25 protein-coding genes are annotated in these 22,893 nt (G+C 67.3%); 7 read left to right on the top strand and 18 right to left on the bottom strand.

Annotated features, from left to right (window positions below):
- Positions 1-12: 12 nt before the first annotated feature.
- From AC1DFE_RS03380 to AC1DFE_RS03325, 12 genes are all read right to left on the bottom strand, one after another.
- Positions 13-852 (bottom strand): IclR family transcriptional regulator domain-containing protein, encoded by an 840-nt coding sequence (locus AC1DFE_RS03380; RefSeq protein ID WP_476904494.1) that lies wholly within the window; start codon positions 850-852, stop codon positions 13-15.
- An 11-nt stretch (positions 853-863) separates the two neighbouring features.
- On the bottom strand, positions 864-1,580 hold the full coding sequence (locus tag AC1DFE_RS03375; RefSeq protein WP_476904493.1) for a 3-oxoacid CoA-transferase subunit B: 717 nt from the start codon (positions 1,578-1,580) through the stop codon (positions 864-866).
- 1 nt (position 1,581) lies between these two features.
- A complete protein-coding gene (locus AC1DFE_RS03370; protein WP_476904492.1) occupies positions 1,582-2,283 on the bottom strand; it encodes a 3-oxoacid CoA-transferase subunit A in 702 nt (233 codons plus the stop codon).
- Positions 2,284-2,286: 3 nt separating this feature from the next.
- A complete protein-coding gene (locus tag AC1DFE_RS03365; RefSeq protein ID WP_476904491.1) occupies positions 2,287-3,504 on the bottom strand; it encodes a thiolase family protein in 1,218 nt (405 codons plus the stop codon).
- Between the two features lie 79 nt (positions 3,505-3,583).
- The gene (gene pcaC, locus AC1DFE_RS03360; RefSeq protein WP_476904490.1) at positions 3,584-4,078 is read right to left on the bottom strand and encodes a 4-carboxymuconolactone decarboxylase; all 495 of its coding nucleotides are present in this window, start codon (positions 4,076-4,078) and stop codon (positions 3,584-3,586) included.
- Positions 4,075-4,905 carry an alpha/beta fold hydrolase gene (locus AC1DFE_RS03355; RefSeq protein WP_476904489.1) on the bottom strand — a complete coding sequence of 277 codons (831 nt, stop codon included), beginning with the start codon at positions 4,903-4,905 and terminating at the stop codon, positions 4,075-4,077. The genes pcaC and AC1DFE_RS03355 overlap by 4 nt, the downstream gene beginning before the upstream one ends.
- Positions 4,898-6,427, bottom strand: coding sequence for a lyase family protein (locus AC1DFE_RS03350; protein ID WP_476904579.1), 1,530 nt, complete (start codon positions 6,425-6,427; stop codon positions 4,898-4,900). The genes AC1DFE_RS03355 and AC1DFE_RS03350 overlap by 8 nt, the downstream gene beginning before the upstream one ends.
- Positions 6,428-6,474: 47 nt before the next feature.
- The gene (gene pcaG, locus AC1DFE_RS03345) at positions 6,475-7,065 is read right to left on the bottom strand and encodes a protocatechuate 3,4-dioxygenase subunit alpha (RefSeq protein ID WP_476904488.1); all 591 of its coding nucleotides are present in this window, start codon (positions 7,063-7,065) and stop codon (positions 6,475-6,477) included.
- Positions 7,058-7,906 carry a protocatechuate 3,4-dioxygenase subunit beta gene (gene pcaH / locus AC1DFE_RS03340; protein WP_476904578.1) on the bottom strand — a complete coding sequence of 283 codons (849 nt, stop codon included), beginning with the start codon at positions 7,904-7,906 and terminating at the stop codon, positions 7,058-7,060. The genes pcaG and pcaH overlap by 8 nt, the downstream gene beginning before the upstream one ends.
- Positions 7,907-8,022: 116 nt before the next feature.
- On the bottom strand, positions 8,023-9,918 hold the full coding sequence (locus AC1DFE_RS03335; RefSeq protein ID WP_476904487.1) for a bifunctional sugar phosphate isomerase/epimerase/4-hydroxyphenylpyruvate dioxygenase family protein: 1,896 nt from the start codon (positions 9,916-9,918) through the stop codon (positions 8,023-8,025).
- A complete protein-coding gene (locus AC1DFE_RS03330; protein ID WP_476904486.1) occupies positions 9,918-10,799 on the bottom strand; it encodes a shikimate dehydrogenase in 882 nt (293 codons plus the stop codon). Before AC1DFE_RS03330 ends, AC1DFE_RS03335 begins: the two co-directional genes overlap by 1 nt.
- A 158-nt stretch (positions 10,800-10,957) precedes the next feature.
- On the bottom strand, positions 10,958-11,788 hold the full coding sequence (locus AC1DFE_RS03325) for an IclR family transcriptional regulator (RefSeq protein WP_476904485.1): 831 nt from the start codon (positions 11,786-11,788) through the stop codon (positions 10,958-10,960).
- A gap of 225 nt (positions 11,789-12,013) precedes the next feature.
- Between AC1DFE_RS03325 and AC1DFE_RS03320 the strand changes: the two genes are divergently transcribed.
- Positions 12,014-13,333: an MFS transporter gene (locus AC1DFE_RS03320; protein WP_476904484.1), complete on the top strand. Its 1,320-nt coding sequence runs from the start codon at positions 12,014-12,016 to the stop codon at positions 13,331-13,333.
- 159 nt (positions 13,334-13,492) lie between these two features.
- On the opposite strand, the gene AC1DFE_RS03315 is transcribed toward AC1DFE_RS03320, so the two are convergent.
- Complete coding sequence (locus AC1DFE_RS03315) at positions 13,493-14,560, bottom strand: ATP-dependent DNA ligase (protein ID WP_476904483.1); 1,068 nt, start codon at positions 14,558-14,560, stop codon at positions 13,493-13,495.
- Between the two features lie 364 nt (positions 14,561-14,924).
- A complete protein-coding gene (locus AC1DFE_RS03310) occupies positions 14,925-16,715 on the bottom strand; it encodes a glycoside hydrolase family 13 protein (RefSeq protein ID WP_476904482.1) in 1,791 nt (596 codons plus the stop codon).
- A gap of 347 nt (positions 16,716-17,062) precedes the next feature.
- On the opposite strand from AC1DFE_RS03310, the gene AC1DFE_RS03305 reads away from it, so the two are divergent.
- Positions 17,063-17,299, top strand: a complete 237-nt coding sequence (locus tag AC1DFE_RS03305) for a hypothetical protein (protein ID WP_476904481.1) — start codon at positions 17,063-17,065, stop codon at positions 17,297-17,299.
- Between the two features lie 5 nt (positions 17,300-17,304).
- On the opposite strand, the gene AC1DFE_RS03300 is transcribed toward AC1DFE_RS03305, so the two are convergent.
- The 3 genes from AC1DFE_RS03300 to AC1DFE_RS03290 all read right to left on the bottom strand — a co-directional run bounded on the left by AC1DFE_RS03300 (position 17,305) and on the right by AC1DFE_RS03290 (position 19,124).
- Entirely contained in the window at positions 17,305-17,592 is a 288-nt protein-coding gene (locus AC1DFE_RS03300) for a MoaD/ThiS family protein (protein WP_476904480.1), read from the bottom strand.
- A 9-nt stretch (positions 17,593-17,601) separates the two neighbouring features.
- Positions 17,602-18,732, bottom strand: a complete 1,131-nt coding sequence (locus tag AC1DFE_RS03295) for a WD40/YVTN/BNR-like repeat-containing protein (protein ID WP_476904479.1) — start codon at positions 18,730-18,732, stop codon at positions 17,602-17,604.
- Between the two features lie 89 nt (positions 18,733-18,821).
- Positions 18,822-19,124 carry a hypothetical protein gene (locus tag AC1DFE_RS03290; protein WP_476904478.1) on the bottom strand — a complete coding sequence of 101 codons (303 nt, stop codon included), beginning with the start codon at positions 19,122-19,124 and terminating at the stop codon, positions 18,822-18,824.
- Positions 19,125-19,299: 175 nt separating this feature from the next.
- On the opposite strand from AC1DFE_RS03290, the gene AC1DFE_RS03285 reads away from it, so the two are divergent.
- Positions 19,300-19,731 carry a LexA family protein gene (locus tag AC1DFE_RS03285; protein ID WP_476904477.1) on the top strand — a complete coding sequence of 144 codons (432 nt, stop codon included), beginning with the start codon at positions 19,300-19,302 and terminating at the stop codon, positions 19,729-19,731.
- Positions 19,724-21,007 (top strand): Y-family DNA polymerase, encoded by a 1,284-nt coding sequence (locus AC1DFE_RS03280; RefSeq protein WP_476904476.1) that lies wholly within the window; start codon positions 19,724-19,726, stop codon positions 21,005-21,007. The genes AC1DFE_RS03285 and AC1DFE_RS03280 overlap by 8 nt, the downstream gene beginning before the upstream one ends.
- A 27-nt stretch (positions 21,008-21,034) precedes the next feature.
- Here the strand turns inward: AC1DFE_RS03280 and AC1DFE_RS03275 are convergent, their stop codons facing one another.
- Complete coding sequence (locus tag AC1DFE_RS03275; RefSeq protein WP_476904475.1) at positions 21,035-21,235, bottom strand: hypothetical protein; 201 nt, start codon at positions 21,233-21,235, stop codon at positions 21,035-21,037.
- A 177-nt stretch (positions 21,236-21,412) separates the two neighbouring features.
- Here AC1DFE_RS03275 and AC1DFE_RS03270 point away from each other — a divergent pair, with 177 nt between their 5' ends.
- The 3 genes from AC1DFE_RS03270 to AC1DFE_RS03260 all read left to right on the top strand — a co-directional run bounded on the left by AC1DFE_RS03270 (position 21,413) and on the right by AC1DFE_RS03260 (position 22,863).
- Entirely contained in the window at positions 21,413-21,919 is a 507-nt protein-coding gene (locus AC1DFE_RS03270; RefSeq protein WP_476904577.1) for a universal stress protein, read from the top strand.
- 295 nt (positions 21,920-22,214) lie between these two features.
- Positions 22,215-22,571 carry a metal-sensitive transcriptional regulator gene (locus AC1DFE_RS03265; RefSeq protein WP_476904474.1) on the top strand — a complete coding sequence of 119 codons (357 nt, stop codon included), beginning with the start codon at positions 22,215-22,217 and terminating at the stop codon, positions 22,569-22,571.
- Between the two features lie 61 nt (positions 22,572-22,632).
- Positions 22,633-22,863 carry a heavy-metal-associated domain-containing protein gene (locus tag AC1DFE_RS03260; protein ID WP_476904473.1) on the top strand — a complete coding sequence of 77 codons (231 nt, stop codon included), beginning with the start codon at positions 22,633-22,635 and terminating at the stop codon, positions 22,861-22,863.
- Positions 22,864-22,893: the final 30 nt, after the last annotated feature.

The following is a 22,893-nucleotide window of genomic DNA, read 5'->3' as shown; positions in this document are numbered from 1 at the left end:
TGGTTGCCGGACCTACCGCCCGCTGGAGAAGTCCGACGAAATTCGCTCTGCCGTGGCCACGATTTCCTTCCGCACGGATTCGAGGTAGGCCTCGCGGTCCGGCTTGGCCGCCACGGACTGTGCCTGCAGCGAGACGTTAACAGCGGCCACCACCTTGGGGCCGTGGTAAACAGGCGCGGCAACGGACATCAATCCAAGCTCCAGCTCCTGGTCCAAAAGGCACCAGCCCTGAGCGCGGACTTTATCAAGGACGGCCAAAAGGTCCTTCGCTGTTCCGACCCCGCGCGGGGTGAGCGGCTTGATCTCCGCCGCGGCCAGGTATTCCTTCAGCTGGTCGGGGGGGAGCCCGGCGAGCAGCACCCTGCCCATCGACGTCGCGTAGGCAGGAAACCTGGTGCCCACGGTGATGCCGATTGTCATGATCCGGCGCGTAGTTACCCTGGCGATGTAGGCGATGTCGGTCCCGTCCAGCACCGCCGCCGACGTCGACTCCCCCAGCTTCAGGGACAGCTCCTCAAGGTGCGGCTGGGCCAGCTGCGGGAGGGAAAGCCCGGAAAGGTAGGCGTAGCCGAGCTGCAGCACCTGGGCCGTGAGCGCAAAGGTCTTGCCGTCGGTCCGGACGTAGCCGAGCTCCACCAGCGTGTGCAGGAAACGCCGTGCAGTGGCGCGCGTGAGATCCGTGCGGGCCGCCACCTCGGTGAGCGTCATGTCCGCATGCTCAGTGTCGAAGGCGCGGATGACCGCGAGGCCCCGCGCGAGCGACTGAACGTACTGATCGCTCGCCGCCGGCGTCGCCCGGTCCTTCGGCGGGCGGCCCGCCCGGGGCGTGGTCACTGCAGCTGCGTCGGTCATGGTTACCAATCCTAATTGGCGGGAACGGACACTTCCGGCCCCGCCCCAACCGCGACGGCGGGGGCAGCTGTGAGGGGGACGGGCACCAGGGCCTGGAGTTCTTCGAGGGTGCAGCCGAAGGTTTCACGGACGCGGACGCCGTCGGGGCCGGTGAGGAACACAGCCTTGTCGGTGTAGACGCGGGTCACGCAGCCCACCCCGGTCAGCGGGTAGGTGCAGGCGTCGACGATTTTGGAGGCACCTTCGCGGGTGAGGAGGGTCATCATCACGAAGACGTCCTTGGCTCCGGTGGCGAGGTCCATCGCACCGCCGACGGCGGGGATGGCGTCGGGTGCGCCGGTGTGCCAGTTGGCGAGGTCGCCGGTCGCGGAGACCTGGAACGCGCCGAGGACGCAGATGTCCAGGTGCCCGCCGCGCATGATCGCGAACGAGTCGGCATGGTGGAAGTAGGACGCGCCCGGGAGCTCGGTGACGGGGATCTTGCCGGCGTTGATGAGGTCCCCGTCGATCTGGTCCCCGGTGGCCACCGGGCCCATGCCCAGCATGCCGTTCTCGGTGTGGAGCGTGATGTTCTGGTCCGGCTTGAGGTAGTTCGACACCAGGGTGGGCTGGCCGATCCCGAGGTTCACGAAGGAACCGGGTGCGATGTCGCGGGCCACGAGCCGGGCGAGGTCGTCGCGGCCCAGCGGTGTTTCGGACGTCTGGATGGACGTTACTACAAGGCTCATCTCAGGCCACCTGTTCTGCGCTGCCGGCGGCGGCAGCACCGCTGGAATCAATACGGACGATGCTGTTGACGTAAATGCCGGGGGTCACGATGTTCTCCGGGTCCAGCGCGCCGGTCGGCACGATCTCGGAGACCTGGACGATCGTGTGCTTGGCTGCGGCGGCCATGATCGGACCGAAGTTCCGGGCCGTCTTGCGGTAGATCAGGTTCCCGACGCCGTCGGCCTTCAGCGCCTTGATCAGCGCGACGTCGGCGTGGATGGGCGTCTCGAACACCTGGCCGCGGCCGTCGATGATGCGGGTTTCCTTGCCCTCGGCCAGCATGGTGCCGTACCCGGTGGGCGTGAAGAACCCGCCGATCCCGGCGCCGGCGGCGCGGATCCGTTCGGCCAGGTTGCCCTGCGGCACCAGTTCCAGCTCGATCTGCCCGGCCTTGTATTTGGCGTCGAAGTGCCAGGAATCGGACTGCCGCGGGAAGGAGCAGATCATCTTGCGGACCCGGCCTTCCTTGATGAGCAAAGCCAGGCCCTGGTCGCCCTGGCCGGCGTTGTTGTTCACCACGGTCAGGTCCGTGGCGCCGGACTCCAGCAGCGCGTCGATCAGTTCGAACGGCTGGCCGGCGTTGCCGAACCCGCCGATCATCACCGTGGAGCCGTCCTTGACGGCCGCGACGGCCTCGCCGACCGTGTCAACGAAATTCAGCATCGCCTATGCCTTCCCATGAGTTGCAGTCACGTTTTCGAGGACAACGGCGAGGCCCTGGCCGACGCCGATGCAGATCGCGGCCACACCCCAGCGCTGCCCGGAGGCCTGCAGGGACCGGGCGAGGGTGCCCAGGATTCGGGTGCCGGAGGCGCCGAGCGGGTGGCCCATCGCGATCGCGCCGCCGTGGCGGTTCACGATTGACGGGTCGATGCCCCAGGCGGTGATGCACGCCAGGGACTGGGCGGCGAACGCCTCGTTAAGTTCGACGGCGCCCACCTGGTCCCAGCCGATGCCCGCCTTCGCGAGGGCCTTGTTCGCCGCCTCCACCGGGGCGAAGCCAAAGAACTGGGGATCGTTGCCGTGCGCACCGCGGCCCGCGATCCGGGCCAGCGGCTCCAGGCCCAGGATCGAGGACGCGTTCTCGGACCCGATCCACGCCGCGGACGCGCCGTCGGACAGCGGGGACGCGTTCCCGGCCGTGACCGTGCCGCCTTCCGGCCCAGCACTCTCGGCACGGAACACCGTCTTCAGCCCGGCGAGCTTCTCCGCGGACGATCCCGGGCGGATGCTTTCATCGCGGACCAGGTCCGTGCCCGGAACCGGGGTCACGAGGTTGTCGTAGAACCCCTCGTCCCACGCCGCGGCGGACAGGTTGTGCGAAGCGGCGGCGAACTCGTCCTGCTGCTGGCGGGTCAAGCCGTACTTCTCACGCAAACGCTCGGTGGCCTCGCCGAGGGAGACGGTCCACTCCTTGGGCATGGCCTTGTTCACCAGGCGCCAGCCCAGCGTGGTGGACGCCAGGGTCATGTCCCCGGCCGGGTAGGGCTTCTCCGTCTTGGGCAGCACCCACGGGGCCCGGCTCATCGACTCGGCACCGCCCACCAGCACCAGATCCGCGTCGCCGGCGTTGATCTGCCGGGACGCGATGATCGCCGCGTCCAGCGACGAACCGCACAAACGGTTCACCGTGGTGCCGGGAATCGACACCGGCAAACCGGCCAGCAGCGTGCCCATGCGGGCGATGTTCCGGTTCTCCTCGCCGGCGCCGTTGGCGTTGCCAAAGACCACCTCGTCAATCCGTTCAACGTCCAAACCGGGAGCGCGCTTCACCGACTCGCCGATCACATGCGCGGCAAGATCATCCGGACGGACCCCGGCAAGGCCGGAGCCGAACTTCCCGAACGGCGTGCGCACGGCGTCGTAAACAAAAGCCTGGTTCATGAATTCCTCGAATTCTCTGGGTCCCAACCAGGTAGCACTTCAGGGCGTTCTGAGGGCTCGGAACGCCATCTGCTGCGACCTAGTTGGGTGGGGTGGGGGTGTTGTCGAGCCCGGTGTTGTCGAGCCCGGTGTTGTTGGGCCCGGCGTTGTCCATTTCATGGAAGACCCGCTGGGCTGTCTTGAAGGCGGTGTTGGCGGAAGGGACTCCGCAGTAGATGGCGGTCTGCAGCAGGATCTCCTTGATCTCGTCCCTGCTCAGTCCGTTGGTGATGGCCGCGCGGATGTGCATGGCCAGTTCTTCCCAGTGCCCGTGCGCCACCATGGCGGTGATGGTGACGGCGGAGCGCATCTGGCGCGGCAGTCCCGGACGGGTCCAGATGCCGCCCCACGCGATGCGGGTGATCATGTCCTGGAAGTCCTCGGTGAAGCCGTCCATTTTGGCGTTGGCCCGGTCCACGTGCGCGTCGCCGAGCACTTCGCGCCGGACCACCATGCCGCCGTCGTAAATCTCCTGGCTGGTGGCGTCCGGCTGGACCACACCGTTGCGCTCGGCCCCGGTAGCTGTGCCGCTCATTGCGCTCCTCCGCCGGTTTCGGCCCGGGTTTCGGCCCAGGACATGAGGCTCCGCATCAGCTCGGCCACGTGGGCCGGCGCCTCGGCGGGTGCCAGGTGCGCCACGCCCTCGAGCGTGGCTGCGGACGCGGTGCCGCCGCCGGCGGTGATGCCGGCAGCCACCTCGTCGGCGAACGACGGCGGGGCCACCTCATCCAGCGCGCCCGCCACAACCTGCGTCGGTACGGTGATGCTGCCGAGCTGGTCGCGCACATCGAAGCCGGCCAGCGCTTCGCAGCAGAAGGCGTAGCTGAGCCGGTCGGCGTCGCGCAGGGAGTGCAGGAGCCGGCTGCTGAGTTCCGGTTCGCGGTCCATGAACCCGGGCGCGAACCAGCGTTCGGCCGAGCCCTGGAGCATCACGGGAGTGCCCTGGCTGCGAACGGTCTCGGCGCGTTCCAGCCAGCCCTCGGGGGTGCCGAGCTTGGCGCCGGAGCACTGCACGGAGAGGCTCTTGAGCCGGTCGGCGTGCTTGATGCCCAGCTGCAAGCCGGTGGCCCCGCCCAGGGACACCCCGGCGTAGTGGAATTTCTCGCCGGGGGCAATCGAATCGACAAGTTCGACGACGGCGTCCGCCAGGTCGGCGACGCTGAAGGTTTCGGCGGCGGCGGCAGAGACGCCGTGGCCGGGCAGGTCCCAGGCGACGACGTCGAAATCGTTGCCCAGGAGCGGGCCGACCCGGGCCCACAGCACCGAGGAGGTGCCGAGCGACGGCCCGACGATCAGGAGCGGTTTGTCCCCCAGCGCACGCTGGGGGGAAAGCAGCACGGCCTTCACTTCTGGTTTAGCCACGGGAATCTCCGTTTCCGTCGGGTTCGGTTGAAGTAAGCGCAAAATCCGGGAAGGCCGCCAGGATCCGCCGCGAGATCTCGGCCGCCTGGCCGAGATAGCTGGCGGGGTCCAGCAGCTGCTCGAGTTGGGCGTCGGAAAGCCTCTCCGCGGGGACGGCCTCGCGGAGTAGCCGGCGGTACGTGGCGGCCTGTTCGGCTGCGGGTGCCTGCAGCGTCGTGTCGACGACCGCCTGCAGCTGCTGCTTCCCGTCCAGGGCAGCTCCGGGGACGCCAGAACCGCCGGCGCCAGATCCGTCAGCGCCAGGTGCGTCAACAGCAAGGAGCGGTGCCACGGCGGCGGAGACGCCCTCGCTGAGCAGCAGCGGGCCGGACAGGTCCAGGTTCCGCCGCATGCCCTCGGGGAAGACCTGCAGCCCCTCCGCGAGTTCCCGCACGTGGCCGGCGGCGCCGAGGGCCAGGGCGAGCAGCTGGCGCAGGGCCGGCCATTCGGTGTGCCACGCACCGTCAGGGCGTTCATCGTTGAAGGTGGCCGCGGCGAGGTGCAGCTGCGCAGCCAGGGCCGGGGCCTGAAGGGCGGCGCTGCGGACCAGCACGGACAGCACAGGGTTCTGCTTCTGCGGCATCGCCGAGGAAACTCCGCGGCCCGGGGCGCGCGGTTCGGCCACTTCGGCCACCTCGGGACGGCTCAGGAACAGGACATCCGCCGCGACTTTGCCGAGCGCATCCACCACGGAGGCGACGGCGTCACCCAGCGACGTCACGGCCAGCCGGTTAGTGTGCCACGGTGCCGGCGCGGCGGCGAGGCCCAGCTGAGCGGCCAGCGCGTCTGAAAGTTGGAAGGGGTCCGTAGCTGAGCCTGAGGTCGCAGAACCGGAAGTCAGCACCGTGCCGGCGGCGAGCGTGCCCGCAGCGCCCCCGAACTGCACCGGCAGCTCCAGCGCCTCGAGCCGGCGTGCCGCAGCCGCCAGACCGTGGAACCACTGCGCCGCCCGAAGCCCGAACGTGAACGGCAGCGAATGCTGGGTCAGGCTCCTGCCGACGCACAACGTGTCCGCATGCCGCTCCGCAAGCCGGCCGAGCGCCGCCGTCGTGCCTTTCACGTCGGCGAGCAGCGCCGCAACAGTGTTGCGGGCCACCAGCATCAGGGCCGTGTCCAGCACATCCTGGCTGGTCAGCGAGATGTGTACGGCTTTCGCTGCACCAACAGCGCCCAAACCCCCGGTGTCCAGCGCCTTGATCTGGGCCCGGAGGTCAGCCAGCAGCGGGATCACCGGGTTCCCTCCGCCCTGGGCGCGGCGGGAGATATCGGCAAGATCGTACCGGGAGGCGTCGGCAGCGTGGGCCACCGCGGCAGCGGAGCCGGCGGGAGCAAGATCGTGCTGCTCCAGCACGGCGGCCCAGCCGGCCTCAACGGCAAGAATCGCCGCCAGGACGGCCCGGTCACCGGTCAGCGCCGCCACGAGGGGCGACGCCGACACGGGGCTGAGCAGTCCGACGTCGCCGAATCCCGCACCGCCGTGCAGCCCGGCGTCGCCGTGAGGACCGCCGGCGCCCGCTGCCTGGAAGCCGGTCACTTTGCGGCGCCCCCGGTTCCGGTTCCCTCGAAGTCGAGGAAGACGGTTTCGCCCTCGCCCTGCAGGCGGATGTCCCAGGTGAGCCCGCCATCGGCGTCGCGGCGTGCGATCAGCGTCGTCCGGCGCTCGGGGTCCAGCGAGGACAGCAGAGGGTCCTTCCCCAGTGCTTCCTCGTTCTCCGGCAGGTAAACGCGGGTGAAGAGGCGGTTCATCAGGCCGCGGGCAAAGACCGCGACGGAGATGAAGGCAGCGGCGCCGCGTTCGGTGGGACCCGGGTTCACGGTGGTGAAGGTGTAGACACCGGAGTTACCGACGGCGCTCCGGCCGAAGCCGGTGAAGGTGTAGCCGTCCCGCACCAGCGAACCGGTCCGGTGGACGATGTTCCCCTCAGCGTCCGGCTGCCAGATTTCGAGGATGGCGTCCGGAATCGGGTGCCCGGCACCGTCGTAGACCGTGCCCTGGAGGCGGACGGAGCCCGGGGATCCGGGGGGCAGCAGCTCGCGGTCCTTGTCGTAGGGCAGGGCGTAGCCGTAGAACGGGCCTACGGTCTGGCCCGGGGTGGGAACAAGCTTAGTGGAGTTACTCATGGTCGTCGCCTTCCGCGCCCAGCGCCTCGTTTTCGGTCCAGGTCCGCTTGGAGCCCGTCAGGATGATGTCCCAGTTATAGCCCAGCGCCCATTCCGGTTGGGTCAGGTCGTGGTCGTAGGTGGCCACCAGGCGGTCGCGGGCATCCTGGTCCACGATCGACTGGTAGATCGGGTCCAGCGGGAAGAGCTGGTCGCCCGGGAAGTACATCTGGGTGACGATCCGCTGCGTGAACTCCTGGCCGAACAGCGAGAAGTGGATGTGCGCGGGACGCCAGGCGTTGAGGTGGTTCTTCCACGGGTAGGCGCCCGGCTTGATGGTGGTGAAGCGGTAGGAGCCGTCCGGGCCGGTGATGCAGCGGCCGACGCCGGTGAAGTTGGGGTCCAGGGGCGCGGGGTGCTGGTCGCGCTTGTGGATGTAGCGGCCGGAGGAGTTGGCCTGCCAGATTTCCACCAGCTGTCCGGCGACGGGGCGGCCGTCGCCGTCGAGAACGCGGCCGGCGACGATGATGCGTTCACCCTGCGGTTCGCCGTTGTGCTGGATGGTGAGGTCCGATTCCAGGGCGTGGACGTCCTGGTGGCCGAACGCCGGGGAGTACAGCTCGATGGTTTCCGGGTCCGCGTGGTGCAGGCTCTTGGTGGGGTGGCGCAGGAGGCTGCTGCGGTAGGGCGGGAAGTCGAGGCGCGGCTGGGTTTCCGGTGCCGCACCGTCCTTCAGCGCCCGGGCGTAGGCGTCTCCGAGGGCCTTGATCTCCGTGCTGAGATCCTGCTGTGTTTCCACGCGCTGCGCTTCAGCGGGGACGGCCGTCGGGGCGGCCGGGGTTGCGGGTACTGCGTCCGACAGGTCCTCGGTCAGCGCGTCAGCGTTGTACGTTGCGAGATTCACGTCTTCAGGCACAGCAGCCTCCTTTCAATCTGTGGTTGGGCAAATCGTTTCGTCGATTGGCGGTGAGTGGTTGGTTACTTGGCCAGGTGGTGCAGGTGGTCGTACTGGACGGCGTGGCGCACCGGCGCGTTGGGCGCCCCGTAGCCGTCGTAGTTGCCGCGGCGTTCCACCATTTCGAAGAACACGCTGCCCACCGTGGCGGTGTAGAAGTGCAGGAACTCGCCGTCGGCGTCGCGGTCATACAGCAGGTTGAGGTCCCGGAGGGTGTCCAGGAAGCCGGGGTCGAGGTCGAAGCGGGCGTCGAGGTCCTCGTAGTAGTTCTCCGGGATCTGCAGGAAGGCCAGCCCCCGGCCACGGGCGGCACGGGCGGTGGCCACGAGGTCATCGACGGCGAACGCGATGTGCTCCTGGTAGGTCTTCCGCGGGGCCGCGCCGTCCTGCTGGATGACCGGGGCCAGGTTCAGCACCAGGCGCACGTTCCGGTCCGAGGTCTGCATGACCTGCGACCGGACCAGCCCGCTGGGGCTGGCCACCTCGGCATACGGCAGCGGCTCCAGCGCCAGGGCGCTCGTGTAGAAGAGGACAGCCTCATCAAAGTGCTGCCACGGCTGGGCCAGGTTCACGTGGTCGATCACCGCGGTCCGGGCACCGGACGGAACCTCCAAACCCTGCCCAAATTCGCGCGTCCAGGCAGCGGTGCCGTCCGGGTTGCCCTGGCACAGGAAGATCTCGGTGGAGTCGGGGGCCGCGAAGCCCTGAAAGACTTCCTCGTTTGCCTGGCTCTTCCGGGGAACCACGGGGGCCTTGAGCTGCTGGGCGCGGGCGGAGGCGATCACAGGCGAGTCGACGTCGAAACCCAGGGCGGCGATGGCCGGCTCGGCGGCCTCGGGGGCCTGTTCGTTGATGATCACCCGGGCGTGGCCCATGGTCCACAGCTGGACGTCCTTGGTGCGGTGGCGTCCGTTGAACTCGAAGCCGAGCTGGCCCAGCACCTTTTCCAGCACCCCGGTATCCGCGGCTTTGACCTCGGCGAAGTTGAACCCGGCGGGCTCTGCCACCTGCGGGAGCGTGGCCAGTTCCATCGGATAACGACGGCGGGCGGTACCCGCGGCACCGGCGGTGCCGGCCCCAAAGGAGGCGGGAGGGTTCGTGTCCAGCCACTTCGCGCTCTGTTCCTCCAGCCAGATGAGCGAGCGCATGGCGTCGACGGCAGTGCGGTCGACGTCGGACTGGCGGAAGACGTCGTTGAATACCTCGAGTGACACTGGCCCGGTGTAGCCGGCGCGGACCACGTGGCCCATGAACTTGGCGAGCTCGAACTGGCCCTCGCCCGGGAAGACGCGGTAGTGCCGGCTCCAAGACAGCACGTCCATGGAAAGCTTCGGCGCGTCGGCCACCTGCACGAAAAAGATCTTGTCCGGGTTGATGTTCTCGATGGGCGCGGTGTCCCAGTCCCGGGAAAGGATGTGGAAGGAGTCCAGGCAGGTGCCGAGGTGGGGATGGTCCACCATTTCAACGAGGCGGTGGGCGTGCTCGTAGTCATTGACGTACTTGCCCCAGGCGAGGGCCTCGTAGGCCACCTTGACGCCGTGCTCGCCCGCGAGGTCCGCAAGGGCGGAGAGCTGGCCGACGCGGAGGTCGTCGTCGTCGATCGTGGCGGTGGCGACGTTGGAGCAGACCAGGATGGTGTCCATGCCCAGCCGGGACATGAGCCGGAACTTGGCCTCGGCCCGGCGCAGGTTGGCCGCAAGCAGGTCTTCGGTCACGCTGTCGAAGTCGCGGAACGGCTGGTACAGATCCAGTGTGAGGCCCAGGTCAGCCGCCGTCTTGCGGACGTCTTCCGGGCTCAGCGGGGAGGTGACCAGGTCCTGCTCGAAAATTTCGATACCGTCGAAGCCCGCGATGGCGCAGGCTTGCATCTTTTCCTTCAGCGTCCCGGAGAGGCAGACGGTGGCGATTCCGGTGCGCATCAGACGGCCACTTCTTCCGCGGCGATGAGCTCCAGGAAGTGCGCGCGCATCCTGTCGGCGTCCGGCTCCAGTCCGGTGAAGATCCGGAACGCATCGGCGGCCTGGCCTACGGCCATGCGTCCGCCGTCCAGCACCCGGCAGCCCCTGGCCCGCGACTCGCGGACCAGCTCGGTTTCGATGGGGCGGTAGACGATGTCCGCCACCCAGTGCCGGGACTCCACGAGCGCCATGTCCAGCGGTGTGCCGGGGTGGGCGGCCATGCCCACGGGGGTGCAGTGCGCCAGACCGTCAGCGGCGGGCATCAGCTGCGGCAGCTCCGCCGTCGTGCGTGCGGTGACCGTGCGGTCCGGGAAGAACCCTGCCAGTTCGGCGGCCCGTTCGGCGCAGCGCGCCGGATCCATGTCCACGAGCTCCAGCGTCTGCACGCCGGCGGTGAGCAGGGCATAGGCGACGGCGGATCCGGCGCCTCCAGCTCCCAGCTGCACCACGCGGTCCAGCTTGGCATCCGGAAGCCCGGAGGCCAGGGCGGCGGCAAAGCCGGAGAAGTCTGTGTTGTGGCCGATGAACCGGCCGTCCTGGATCACCACGGTGTTAACGGCGCCAAGCCGTCCGGCGTCGGGGGCGATCTCGTGGAGGTGCTCGAGGACCCGCTGCTTGCACGGGTGCGTGATGTTGAGCCCGTTAAAGCCCATCCGGTAGGCACTTTGCAGCAGGTCGCCGACGGCGGTGGCCGGCAGGTCGAGCTCACGCAGGTCGATGGGCCGGTACAGGTAACGGACGCCCTGGACGTCGCCTTCGCGCTCGTGCATGGAGGGCGAGAGCGACGGCATCACGCCATCCCCGACAAGTCCTATGAGGTAGGACTCGGTTCGATTGCTCATGCGTGCGGCTCCTTTGACAACGGCACTCAGCCGGGGTGGGCGCCTGCTGCGCCCCATGCTGGCCGGTGATACGGATAACAGTACAGGAAAAGTTCATATGATGCACTGCTGTTCTACATACGAACAACGGGCTATTTGCGGCGTGCTTCTGGTGCGGTTTAGCGCTGGGGCAGCCGGGCGGAAAGCTCGACGGCGGCCGCCTGCAGGAGGGGAACCAGCGCCACCATCGCCTCCATGCTGAGCCGGAACACCGGAGCAGCGGTGGCCAGGGACGCAAAAGCAATGCCCTGCGAGTTGAAGACCGGAACGGCTATGGCACGCATTCCCAGTTCGTTCTCCTCGTCCATCACTGCGTACCCCTGCCGCCTGACCTTCTCGATTTCGGCGCGGAAGGCGTCCCGGTCGGTGATGGACAGGGCGGTCAGCGGCTCCAGCGGGAGCTCCTCGAGCAGCTGTTCACGGTCCTCGTCCTCCGCGAACGCGACGAGCGCCTTGCCAACGGAGGTGGTGTGCAGCGCCCCCAGAAATCCGGGGTCACTGGTCACCCGGAATGTCTGCGGGCCGTCCACCTTGTTCACGGTGAGGTGGTGGATGCCGTCCCGCACGGACAGGATGGTGGCCTCGCCCGTCTCCGCGGTGACGCGGCGCAGGATGGGCAGTGCCGTGCCGGCGAAGCCGTGGTGGTTGGAGACCGCCTGGCCCAGCTGGAAGATGCGCAGGCCGAGGTGGTACCGGCGGCCGTCCGGCTCGTAGTCCACGAATCCGTCGCGGGTGAGCGAGCCGAGGAGCCGGTAGGTGGTGCTGAAGGGAAGGTCCGCGCGGCGGGAAATTTCCGCCGCACTGGCGCCGCGGGGCTCATCCCCCAGCAGGACCAGCAGGCCCAGGGCCTTGCCCACCATGTCGGTGCGGGCTTCCCCCTTGGCTGGATTTACTTCTTCAACGGGGGCTTCTGCGGAGGCTTCCTCGCCTGCGGCTTTCTTCACGCTCATAGCTCGATGTTGCCACAATGTGAGAGCTATTTCTAGATCGTGGGCAGAATTCTTGACAGGTGACTGCCCTCACACGCATCATTGCTGTGTCGCACAAGCAGCTCTCACCATGTGGCTACTTAGTCCGGGTCTTTCCAAGAACCTCCAGCCTCCCTCCCGCAACAAGGACGGCGGCCGCGACCCCTGATCTATCCCGCGACAACGTCGTCCCCGTGAAGGAACACCATGAGCCAGACCATCCCGTCCGCCTCGCCGGGCACTGTTGCCCCGGCCGGGACACCGAAGAAGGCAGCCCTTGCCAGCTTCCTCGGCAGCGCCGTCGAGTACTATGACTTCTTTATCTTCGGCTCGGCAGCCGCGCTGATCTTCCCGCACGTGTTTTTCCCGGATGCGGACGCCAATGCCGCCATCATGTCCTTTGCGACGTTTGGCTTCGCCTACATCGCACGGCCCGTCGGCGCCGTCATCCTAGGCCACTACGGTGACCGGGTGGGCCGGCGCAAGGTCCTCATGTTCACCCTGGTTCTCATGGGTGCCTCCACCTTCCTGATCGGCTGCCTGCCGGACTTCAACACCGTGGGCTGGTGGGCTCCGGCGCTGCTGGTGCTGGCGCGCCTCTGCCAGGGCCTCTCCGCGGCCGGCGAACAGGCCGGCGCATCCTCCATGACCCTGGAGCACGCTCCGGACAACCAGCGCTCCTTCTTCACCTCGTGGACCCTCACCGGCACGCAGGGCGGGCAGATCCTGGCGGCCCTCGTCTTCATTCCGGTCCTGGCCCTGCCCGACGAGATCAAGTACGGCATCGGCTGGCGGATCCCCTTCTGGCTCAGCGCCGTGGTTGTAATGATTGCGTTCTTCATCCGCCGCACCCTGCACGAGCCGCCTGCCTTCGAAGCCGCCCAGAAGTCGGCCCAGATCGCCAAGCTGCCGGTGGCAGACCTGCTCAAGGCCCACTGGCGCGACGTCCTCCGTGTAATCTGCTGCGCCATCATCTCCGCCGTCTCCACGGTGTTCGGCACCCTCGCCATCAGCTACGCCAAGACCGTAGCCGGCGTCGACGGCACCACCACCCTGTGGCTCGTGGTGGGCGCCAACCTCGTGGCCCTGGGCACCCAGCCACTGTTTGGCAAGCTGGCCGACCGGATCGGCCGGAAGCCCGTCTACATCTACGGCGCCCTGTCCAGCGCGGCCCTGGCCCCACTGTTCCTGCTGAGCCTCGAGTCCGGCAGCGTACCGCTGATGTTCCTGGCCGCCATCGCCTTCTTCTCCTGCGGCTACGCGGCCGCGAACGCCGTCTGGCCGTCCTTCTATGCCGAGATGTTCAGCACCAAGGTCCGCTTCTCCGGCCTGGCCATCGGCACGCAGCTCGGCTTCCTGATGGCCGGTTTCGCTCCGGCCATCGTCGCAGCCATGGGCGGCATCAAGCCCGGCGGCTGGGTGCAGATCAGCATCTTCACCGCGGTCATCTGCGGCGTTGCCGCCGTCTCGGCCCTGACGGCCAAGGAGACCTTCCGGGTCCCCACCAAGGAGCTCGGGCTCAAGTAGCCCAACTCAAGCAGTCCGCCTGATCAAGGCGCGGCCCGCCGTCGTGACCCCGTTTGCTCCCCAAACCGGGTCACGACCGGCGGGTCGCCGCGTTTTGGGCGGACTTTGGTTTGAAAGAAGGTCACGACGGCGGCCCACCGTCAGGGTTATAAGTGGCAATCAGGTGGCAAGCACTTCGGCGAGGTCGAACTTCACCGGTTCCTCGAGCTGTTCATAGTTGCAGGACTCCGGGTCCCGGTCCGGCCGCCAGCGCACGAACTGCGCGGTGTGGCGGAACCGCTCGCCTTCCATATGGTCGTATTTCACCTCCAGCACCCGTTCGGGCCGCAGCGGCGTGAAGGACAGGTCCTTGCCCGCGCTCCACCGGCTGCCCTCTGCATTTCGGGGTGTCCGGGTGCCGTCCTCCTGCTTGGCCCAGGCCCACGGGTGCTCGTCGAAGCTGGTGACCAGGGGCTGGAGTTCCTCGAAAAGCTCCCTGCGGCGCTTCATCGGAAGGGCACCCACCACGCCCACGCTGACGAGTTCGCCGTCGGGCCTGTACAGGCCCAGCAGCAGCGAGCCGACCGCGTCGGGACCGCTCTTGTGCACGCGGTAGCCGGCGAGGACGCAGTCGGCGGTCCGTTCGTGCTTGATCTTGAACATCACGCGCTTGTCCGGCTGATAGGGCCCGTCCAGCGGTTTGGCAATGATCCCGTCCAGGCCGGCGCCCTCGAACTGGTGGAACCATTTTCCGGCCAGCTCCGGGTCCTGCGTAGCGGCAGTCAGGTGGACCGGAGCGCTGGCCGAGGAGAAGGCCTGTTCCAGGGCCGCCCGCCGTTCCGCGAAGGGACGGCCGCTGAAGTCCTCGTCGCCGAGGGCCAGCAGATCGAAGGCCACGAACTTCGCCGGCGTCTGCTCGGACAGCATCTTGACCCTGCTCGCCGCGGGGTGGATCCGCTGCTGCAGGGCGTCGAAATCCAGCCGGTCCCCGGAGGAGCCCACCAGGACGATCTCGCCGTCGAGCACGCATTTGGGCGGCAGGTTGGCCTTCAGCGCCTCCACGAGTTCGGGGAAGTAGCGCGTCATCGGCTTCTCGTTGCGGCTGCCGATCTCCACGTCGTCACCGTCGCGGAAGATGATGGAGCGGAAGCCGTCCCACTTCGGCTCGTAGCTCAGGCGGCCTTCGGGGATGGCGCCGACCGATTTGGCCAGCATGGGGGCGACAGGGGGCATGACCGGCAGCTGCATAGGCCCCATTCTTGCCCGGCACCCGTCCGGGCGCCACCCCCTGCCCGCGCCACCCTCGACGTGATCCACCCGCCGCTGGCCCGTAGCCTCGACTATCCCTGCCCTCACCTGCGCCCTCACCTGCCGGTAGACAGTAACGATGGCAGCTGGGATGGGGCGAGTTCGCCATGCTCGGACAGCCGGAGCCGGCCGTGCTCGCGCACCGCTGCAGTTCGCCGGAGGCGGGTTCACCGTTGAGCTGGGACGGTACGGCTACCGCTGGTTCCGCGTCCACCGGCCGGGCGATCGCCTGGCGCCTTAGAGGATGCCGGTCGCCCTGAGAATGCCGGCTGCCCTGTGGATGCCGGCTGCCCGGGCGCCCTCGCTAAAGATTCCGCCGGAACACCTTCACCTCCCACGGGCGCAGGTCGAACGCTTGCCCGGCCGCGTGCAGGGCTCCGGCGTCCGGCGGATAGTTTCCCAACACTTGCTCAGCGCGGGACCCAGTGCCGTCGTCAACCCAGGGACCTTCGTCGACCCCGGCCGTCCGGCCGGTGCCCGAAAAGTTGGCCAGCACCAACAGTTCTGCACCCCCTAGGTCAGCGTCCGGAAGCGAGCGTTTGAACGCATAGACGTGTTCGTCGTCGGGCAGCAGCATGCTGAAATCCCCGTATGCCACCACGGGATCCGCGTGCCGCAGGGCGATCACCCTGCGGTAGAAGCTGAAGACGGAGTCGGGGTCGTCCGTCTGGGCGGCGGCGTTGATGGTGTTCGCGTTGGGGTTCACGGCAATCCAGGGCGCCCCGGTGGTGAAGCCGCCGTGCCGGCTGGCGTCCCACTGCACGGGTGTCCGGGCGTTGTCCCGGTTCAGCGGCGCCAGGGCAGCGAGGACCTCCGCGTCGGTGTGGCCCAGGTGCGTGGTGGCCTCGCGGTGGTGGTTGAGGACCTCGATGTCCCGGAAGTCGCTGATGGCGCCGAACGCCATGTTGGTCATGCCCAGCTCTTCGCCCTGGTACACGTACGGCGTGCCGCGGTGCAGGTGCAGGACGGCGGCCAGCATTTTCGCCGACAGCTCGCGGTACTGGCCGTCGTCGCCGAACCGGGAGACGGCGCGGGCCTGGTCGTGGTTTCCCCAGTAGAGACTGTTCCAGCCGCGCTCCGCGAGCCCTTCCTGCCAGCGGCCCAGTGACTTCTTGAGGTCGGTGAGCAGCAGTTTCTTGGGCCGCCACTTGTTGCCGCCCTCCTGGTCGAGTGCCACGTGCTCGAACTGGAACACCATGTCCACCTCCTGGCGCGCGGGGTCCGTGAACAGGGCGGCGTCCCCGACGGTGACGCCCGGCATCTCGCCCACGGTCAGCAGGTCCTTGTCCCGCCCCGCGAAGACCTCCTGGTGCATCTCCTGCAGAAACTCGTGGATGCGCGGTCCGCAGATGAAGTGCGGACCCCCGTCGCCGTAGAGCATTCCCTCGGCCTGCGGTCCGTCCGGCAGCGACTGCTGTTTGGAGATGAAGTTGATGACATCCATCCGGAAGCCGTCCACGCCGCGGTCCAGCCACCAGTTCATCATGTCGTAGACGGCGGCCCGCACCTCCGGGTTTTCCCAGTTGAGGTCCGGCTGCTTCCGGGAGAACAGGTGCAGGTAGTACTCCCCCGTGCCGGCGTCGTACTCCCAGGCGGGTCCGGAGAAGGCCGAGCCCCAGTTGTTGGGTTCTGCGCCGGGAGCACCAGGTTCCGTGCTTTCGTGCGGCGGCCGCCACCAGTACCAGTCCCGCTTTGGGTTGTCCTTGCCGGAGCGGGATTCCACGAACCACGGATGCTCGTCCGAGGTGTGGTTGACCACGAGGTCCATCACCAGCTTCATGCCCCGGGAGTGCAGGCCGTCCAAAAGTTCGTCGAGGGTCTCCAGGTTGCCGAACACCGGATCGATGTCGCGGTAGTCACTGATGTCGTAGCCGTTGTCATCCTGCGGTGAGCGGTACACCGGGGACAGCCAGACGACGTCGACCCCCAGCTGTTGCAGGTAGTCCAGCTTGCCGATGATCCCGCGGAGGTCGCCGATGCCGTCACCGTCTGAATCCGCGAAGCTGCGCGGATAGATCTGGTACACCACCGCGCTCTTGAACCACTCCCTGCCAGCCCGGTAGGCCGCTTCTGCCTCGGTTTCCTGGGTGGTCATCGCTGGCTCCTCCTGGTCGACGGTGGCGGGTCTGCTGGCCCACTGAAAGTCTTGTTCCAGAAGAATCGGCGGTCAATGGCTGCAACGGCTAACAGGTGCCCCCGGCGACGAACTCGTCACCAACATGCGCGGCGTCGGCGAAATGCGCCACCGGATGCAAACGTCCTCCTGGGCTGCCCCACCGGACCGGCCGCAGGCCTCTTGGCCCGTGATGGGATGCGGAAACCGCCTCGGCGCGTGAAACTAACCGGGCGCTAACGGGCAGGAAACGCGTGCGCAACAATGCCGCGCCACACTTGGTTGTGCCGGCAAATGCAGGCACCAGCTCCAGCTCAGGAGGCCACGCCATGTTGAAGGAAGCCAAACCCCACATCACCCGGGTCCGTGCCCTGGACCAGCTGCACCGCGGCGACGAGATCGAGGCCCGCCTGTCGGTGGGCCCCAGCTATGACGACGTCATCATCCGCCGCGGCAGCGTCCAGGAGACGGCCCCGGGCATCGGCGTGGTGTGGATCATGGACTATCGCTCGGGCATGCGCAAGGCCATCAATACGGACGAGTGCAGCGTCTGGCGCGTCGCCTGAGCCGGCTAACCGCCGGCCACGGACTGAATGATCAGCACTTCCTGACCGGCAGAAACTTCCGTGTCCAGGCCGCGGAGACGCCGGACCTCGTCGCCGTTCACGTAAATATTCACGTGACGGCGGAGCGCACCCGTTTCGTCCCGCAGCCGTCTGGCGAGCACCGGGTAAGTCCCGGTCACGGAATCCAGCACCGATCCCACAGTCACCGCCCCGTCGGCGGGTGTAGTCAGTATGGACTGCCCGCCGGCGAGCGGCTGGAGGACGCTGGGAAGGACCACGCTGATGTCAGCCACTGCAGACCCTCATGCGGGCGTCCCAGCTGGAACCGGGGCCCCGGTCACAACGGCAGCGCGGACGCACAGCACGTCCGGAAGGTGGGACGCCACCTCCGCAAAGGTGTCACCTTCGTCCGCGCTGGCATACACCGCGCCCCCGCGCGTTCCGAAGTAGACCCCGGCCGGTTCGGCGGAATCCACGCCGGCCGCGTCACGGAGCACAGCATTGAATTCTGATTGCGGCAGCCCGGAATCCAGGCGCTTCCAGGTCGCGCCGGCGTCGTCGGTGCGGTGCACGGCGAGCTTTCCGTCCGGCGGGATGCGTTCGCCGTCGGCCTTCAAGGGAACAACCCAGGCGGTGCCTGCCCGCCTGGGGTGCGTGAGCATGACGAACCCGAAATCGGCCGGCAGGCCCTCCGCTATCGATTCCCAGTTCTCGGCATTGTCATCCGTGCGGTACACGCCGTGGTGGTTCTGCGCGTAAAGGCGGCCGTCGACTTCGGCATCGGCCGCGATCTTGTGCACGCACTGGCCGAACTCGGGATTGGGGTCAGGCATGAAGTAGGCGGAGATGCCCTTGTTCCGCGGCTCCCAGGACGTTCCGCCGTCGAGCGAGCGGTACACGCCTCCGGTGCTCATGGCGACGTGCACGTTGTCGCCGGAGGGGTTGACCACGATCGAGTGGGCGGCTGCGCCGCCATACCCCGCTCCCCATTCGCTGCGGTGCGGGTGGTCCCACAGTCCGCGGTTCAGCTCAAAGTGCTCGCCGCCGTCGGTCGATTTCCACACCGAAATCGGCTCCGCGCCGGCCCAGACCACCCCCGGACGCGATTCGGCGTCGGGATAGATCTGCCAGATGCGTTCCACGGCGGCGTCTGTGCCCTCGGGGAACTTGATGGCGCCCTGTTCCGGCTCGGTCCAGCTGGCGCCGAGGTCATCAGAGTGGGCAACGTAGGGGCCCCAGTGCTCGGACCTCACCCCCACCATGATGCGTGTGCGGCCGTCCCGGGTGTCGATTCCGATGCTGGGCACCTCGCTCATGAGGAAGTGCGGGCCGGAAAAGGACCACTGCTTCCGGTCCTGGCTGGTGGCCAGCCAGAGGCCCTTTTTGGTCCCGATGGCTAAAACGAAACTCTCTGTGGCAGTCATGCACCCCATGCAACCACTCCCGCCGAGGGGCTGCAATGGTTTTGGCCAGCCTGCGTTTCACCAAGCCCGTTTGCCAGCGCCAAATGCCCGGGCCGGACCTAGGACCCTGTATTCGCACCGTCTTTGGCGGTACCGGCCTTCGAAGTGCCGGCTTTCGCAACTCGGCGGTTTCTCCACCAGCGGCGGAGCAGGTCGGCAGCAGCCAGGATTCCCGCGAGGGGCGTGAGGACGGCAGCCGCGTAGACGAAGAGCAGCCACGTCAGCGTGGCGATCGGAGGCTGGCTCCGGCTCAGCAGGGACAGGCCGCCGAACAGGCCCGCGGTCCAAAAGAGCACCACCAGCGTCAGCACGGCCGCTGCCGGAAAGTACTCGTTCCGCACCACCCTTTTTACGGTTTCCACCACTGATCCTCCTGTGCCTTGCCTCCCCATGAGTCCAGTATGCGTCGCGGACCCGTTGCACCGGCGGCGGCGCGACGGGCGTGTGATGAAGACAACCGCTGAGGGGTGGACCTGCAGTCTGTCGGTCCAGGGGACTACACTGAACTATCGAACATATATTCGAAAAAGGTGTGTTGTGGGAGTAATCATTGGTCCCCGCGTGATAGAGGCGGGGCTTTCGCTGCGGCGGGTGCTGATTTCCCCCGTGCCGGTGGCGGCGGGATACCCGTCCCCCGCCCAGGACTACTTTGACGGCCGGATCGACCTGAACGAGCACCTCATCCAGGACATCACCAGCACCTACATCGTGCGCGTATCGGGTGACTCGATGGACCAGGCCGGCATCAGCGACGGCGATGAACTGATCGTCAACAGGGCGCTGGAACCGCGGGACGGTTCCGTGGTGGTGGCGGTACTGGACGGCGAGCTCACCATCAAGCGCCTGAAGATCTCCGCGGCAGGGGTGGTGCTCCAGGCGGCCAACCCGCTCTATCCGGATATCCGGGTCCCCGCCCTGGCCGATCTCACCATCTGGGGCGTTGCCACGAGGTGCCTGCACCATGTCTAGGGCGCGGCAACAGATAGCTCTGGTGGACGTGAACTGCTTCTACGCCAGTGCAGAGCGGGCCTTCGATCCCTCCCTGGAGGGCAAACCGCTCGTCGTGCTCTCCAACAACGATGGCTGCGCCGTGACCCGCAGCCCGGAGGCAAAGGCCCTGGGGATCAGCACAGGCGAGCCTTGGTTTAAGATCGCCCCTCGGGCCAAGGAATGGGGTCTCACTGCCCGGTCCAGCAACTACGAACTATATGGCGACATCAGCGCGCGGGTCATGGAACTGCTCGGACGTTATTCGGCCTGGCTCGAGGTCTACAGCATCGACGAGGCCTTCCTCGGCATCAAGGGCAGCCCCGAGCAGGTCATCGATCTCGGCAGGACCATCAAGGCCGCTGTCCAGCGCAACGTCGGCGTGCCCGTCTGCGTCGGCATCGCCGCCACCAAGACGCTCGCCAAGCTGGCCAACCGGTGGGCAAAGAACAACGCCGCGCTCGGCGGGGTATGCCGCTGGGAGTCGATGGACCCTCAGGCGCGGGAACTGCTCATGGCCCGGCTGCCGGTCTCGGAGGTGTGGGGCGTGGCGGCCCGGTTGGAAAAGCGGCTGAACGCCATGGGGATCTGCACAATCCTGGAGCTCAGCCGGGCGGATCCTGTGATGGTACGGGACCACTTTTCGGTGGTGCTGATGCGCACCGTGCTGGAACTGCGGGGAACGCCGTGCATACCGCTGGAGGAGGAACGGGTGGGACGGGACCAGCTGATCTTTTCCCGCTCGTTTTCCACCCCCCTGACCTCGGTCCCCGAATTCCGTCAGGTCCTGAGCGTCTACGCCCAGCAGGCCAGTGCCCGGCTGGCCCGGCACCGCCTTCAGGCGAAGGTCCTCACCGCGTTCGCCGGCACGTCCCATTACAACCCGAGGGACAAGTCGTTTCCGTCGGTCTGCGTTCCGCTGCCCATGCCCACCGCGGACCCGGTCCTGCTGACCAAGGCGGCCCACGCCCTGCTCCCCTCGATCCAGGACGGTGTCAAATACGCCCGGGCCGGCATCATGGTCACCGACCTGCGGCCCTCCGGCAATCAGCAGCCCCTTGAGCCTTTCACGAACCCGCACGAGGAGCGCGGCATCGGCCCACTCGTCGAGGAGATCAGCCGCAAGTACGGCCGGGGCACCATCGGGCTCGGGTTCGCAGGCTTGAGAAGCGGCCTGGATTGGAGCATGAAGCGCGGCATGCGGTCACCCCGATACACCACACACTGGGATGAGCTGCCGGTGGTGCGCGCCGCCTGAGGGCTCCGGTCCGCGACAGCAGACGGGTCAGTCCACAAACTCCGACTGCGTCTCGATGAAATCCCACTCGGCTTCGGTCAGGACTGCCTGCGGGCTGTCCGGGTGCGGGCCGCCTGCCTCGGCAATCCCCTGCATCACGAACACCGGAACGTCACCGGCCCGCAGGTTCTCGCGAAGCCATTCCTTGCTTTTCAGGTCCAGCTCAAGCCACCACATGTGAATCTGCATGGGACGCCGCCTTTCTACGTCTCCACGCTAGGCTCGCTGGGCGCGGGATTCAAGGGAAAATTGGCGCTCTTCCAAACCGGAGCCGCAGCCGTGGCGTGGGGGTCAAAACGGCCCCTGAACTGGGCCAAGGCACCGATGGCTCTGGTCTTTCCTGACGCCGGGGGCACACAATTGACTATGGATGCAGAGCACTTCAGCGGCCCGCCTCCCCTCCTCGTGGGCATGGTTCCCGGCCAGCATCCGGAGGTCCTCAAGACCGCGGTCGGCTTGGCGCAGAAGCTCTCCGCTCCGTTGCTCTGCGCCTTCGTGGACGAGGCGAGTTACCTGGTTGAATGGGATCCCGCGCGCTCCGCTCACCGGCTCTCCCTGCATCCCGACAGGGACGACGACGATATCCGTTCCGTGACGACGGAACTGAAGTCGGCCATCGGCTCAGCCATCCAAGACGGCGGCACGGCGTGGACCCTGCGCACCCTGGCCGGCGATCCCGCGCGGGCCCTCGGCAGGCTGGCATCGGAGGTCAATGCACCCATGATCATCGTGGGCACTCCGGAGCGCGGCTTCGGGCACCGGATCACCGAACTCCTGAACGGGTCAGTGGCCGCCTGGCTCACCCACCACCAGAGCCGGCCCGTACTGGTTGTCCCGTTCCGGATGGCCGCACACCAGGACCGGGCGGAGTAGCTGGGTGGCGGCTTCGTCCTCGACCTGGAAAGGCGTAGGAAAGTAAAGTGAAAGTAGTTATTCGAGGCGGTGGCCAACTTGGCTACCGGCAAGTAAGCTGAACAGGCAGGCTGATCCAGAGCCCGCCCAAAGACTGCTCCGGAGTGCGTATCCCCCAATAACGCGCTCCGGAGCTTTTTTGTACCCAAAAAAGCCCCATCCCGGATTAAGAGGCAGAACGTCCCCATTTTCCCAACGAGCACCGGCTTCGCGCACCCTCCTTGACTTATACCCCCTAGGGGTATACTTTGAGGGCATGGAGACTTCCGAAGGACGGACGCCCACCGTGTCCAACGAAGAACCGATAGCTGAATCCCCCCAGCACGGCTACACGGCCGACAAGGACGCGTACCTGCGCCGGCTCCGGCGGATTGAGGGACAGGTCCGGGGAATCGCCCGGATGGTCGAGGAAGACAAGTACTGCATCGACATCCTCACCCAGGTCGCCGCCGTGACCAAGGCCCTGCACGCCGTCAGCCTGGGCCTGGTGGAAGAACATATCGGCCACTGCGTTGTCGGGGCGGCCTCCGAACCCGATCCGGACCTGCGGGCTGAAGCCATCGACCTTAAGGTCAAGGAGGCGGCGGGTGCCATCGGGCGCCTGCTCCGCTAACGGCGAGACCACCACCCACCCGGCTGGCCGACCCGGTCAGCGCACCAACAAGGAGTCAGCAATGAGCACCATCTCCACCAAAGTCCACGTCTCCGGCATGACCTGCGGGCACTGCATCTCGGCCGTCAGCGAGGAACTCGAGGCACTCTCCGGCGTCGAGGAAATCGACATCGACCTCAATGCCGGTGGCATTTCCACCGTCACCATCACATCCACGGAGAAGCTCTCCCCCTCCGAAATCGGTGAGGCAGTGGCCGAAGCGGGCTACCTGGTGGTGGCCAACGAGGCCTGACCCCGCCTCCATTCGCACCGAGCACCAAGC

It is taken from the genome of Arthrobacter sp. 05T423 (assembly GCF_056396245.1).
The sequence above is the reverse complement of the archived record's forward strand: the minus strand, read 5'-3'. Positions and strand labels throughout refer to the sequence as shown.

What these genes read in the sequence shown, in the direction of transcription:
- AC1DFE_RS03310 (WP_476904482.1), bottom strand. Translation starts at nt 16,715, where the DNA reads ATGACCACCCAGGAAACCGAGGCAGAAGCGGCCTACCGGGCTGGCAGG.
- AC1DFE_RS03270 (WP_476904577.1), top strand. Translation starts at nt 21,413, where the DNA reads ATGGATGCAGAGCACTTCAGCGGCCCGCCTCCCCTCCTCGTGGGCATG.
- AC1DFE_RS03260 (WP_476904473.1), top strand. Translation starts at nt 22,633, where the DNA reads ATGAGCACCATCTCCACCAAAGTCCACGTCTCCGGCATGACCTGCGGG.
- AC1DFE_RS03370 (WP_476904492.1), bottom strand. Translation starts at nt 2,283, where the DNA reads ATGCTGAATTTCGTTGACACGGTCGGCGAGGCCGTCGCGGCCGTCAAG.
- pcaG (WP_476904488.1), bottom strand. Translation starts at nt 7,065, where the DNA reads ATGAGTAACTCCACTAAGCTTGTTCCCACCCCGGGCCAGACCGTAGGC.
- AC1DFE_RS03275 (WP_476904475.1), bottom strand. Translation starts at nt 21,235, where the DNA reads ATGCAGATTCACATGTGGTGGCTTGAGCTGGACCTGAAAAGCAAGGAA.
- pcaC (WP_476904490.1), bottom strand. Translation starts at nt 4,078, where the DNA reads ATGAGCGGCACAGCTACCGGGGCCGAGCGCAACGGTGTGGTCCAGCCG.
- AC1DFE_RS03325 (WP_476904485.1), bottom strand. Translation starts at nt 11,788, where the DNA reads ATGAGCGTGAAGAAAGCCGCAGGCGAGGAAGCCTCCGCAGAAGCCCCC.
- AC1DFE_RS03335 (WP_476904487.1), bottom strand. Translation starts at nt 9,918, where the DNA reads ATGCGCACCGGAATCGCCACCGTCTGCCTCTCCGGGACGCTGAAGGAA.
- AC1DFE_RS03305 (WP_476904481.1), top strand. Translation starts at nt 17,063, where the DNA reads ATGTTGAAGGAAGCCAAACCCCACATCACCCGGGTCCGTGCCCTGGAC.
- AC1DFE_RS03320 (WP_476904484.1), top strand. Translation starts at nt 12,014, where the DNA reads ATGAGCCAGACCATCCCGTCCGCCTCGCCGGGCACTGTTGCCCCGGCC.
- AC1DFE_RS03295 (WP_476904479.1), bottom strand. Translation starts at nt 18,732, where the DNA reads ATGGGGTGCATGACTGCCACAGAGAGTTTCGTTTTAGCCATCGGGACC.
- AC1DFE_RS03280 (WP_476904476.1), top strand. Translation starts at nt 19,724, where the DNA reads ATGTCTAGGGCGCGGCAACAGATAGCTCTGGTGGACGTGAACTGCTTC.
- AC1DFE_RS03265 (WP_476904474.1), top strand. Translation starts at nt 22,215, where the DNA reads ATGGAGACTTCCGAAGGACGGACGCCCACCGTGTCCAACGAAGAACCG.
- AC1DFE_RS03380 (WP_476904494.1), bottom strand. Translation starts at nt 852, where the DNA reads ATGACCGACGCAGCTGCAGTGACCACGCCCCGGGCGGGCCGCCCGCCG.
- AC1DFE_RS03315 (WP_476904483.1), bottom strand. Translation starts at nt 14,560, where the DNA reads ATGCAGCTGCCGGTCATGCCCCCTGTCGCCCCCATGCTGGCCAAATCG.
- AC1DFE_RS03330 (WP_476904486.1), bottom strand. Translation starts at nt 10,799, where the DNA reads ATGAGCAATCGAACCGAGTCCTACCTCATAGGACTTGTCGGGGATGGC.
- AC1DFE_RS03375 (WP_476904493.1), bottom strand. Translation starts at nt 1,580, where the DNA reads ATGAGCCTTGTAGTAACGTCCATCCAGACGTCCGAAACACCGCTGGGC.
- AC1DFE_RS03365 (WP_476904491.1), bottom strand. Translation starts at nt 3,504, where the DNA reads ATGAACCAGGCTTTTGTTTACGACGCCGTGCGCACGCCGTTCGGGAAG.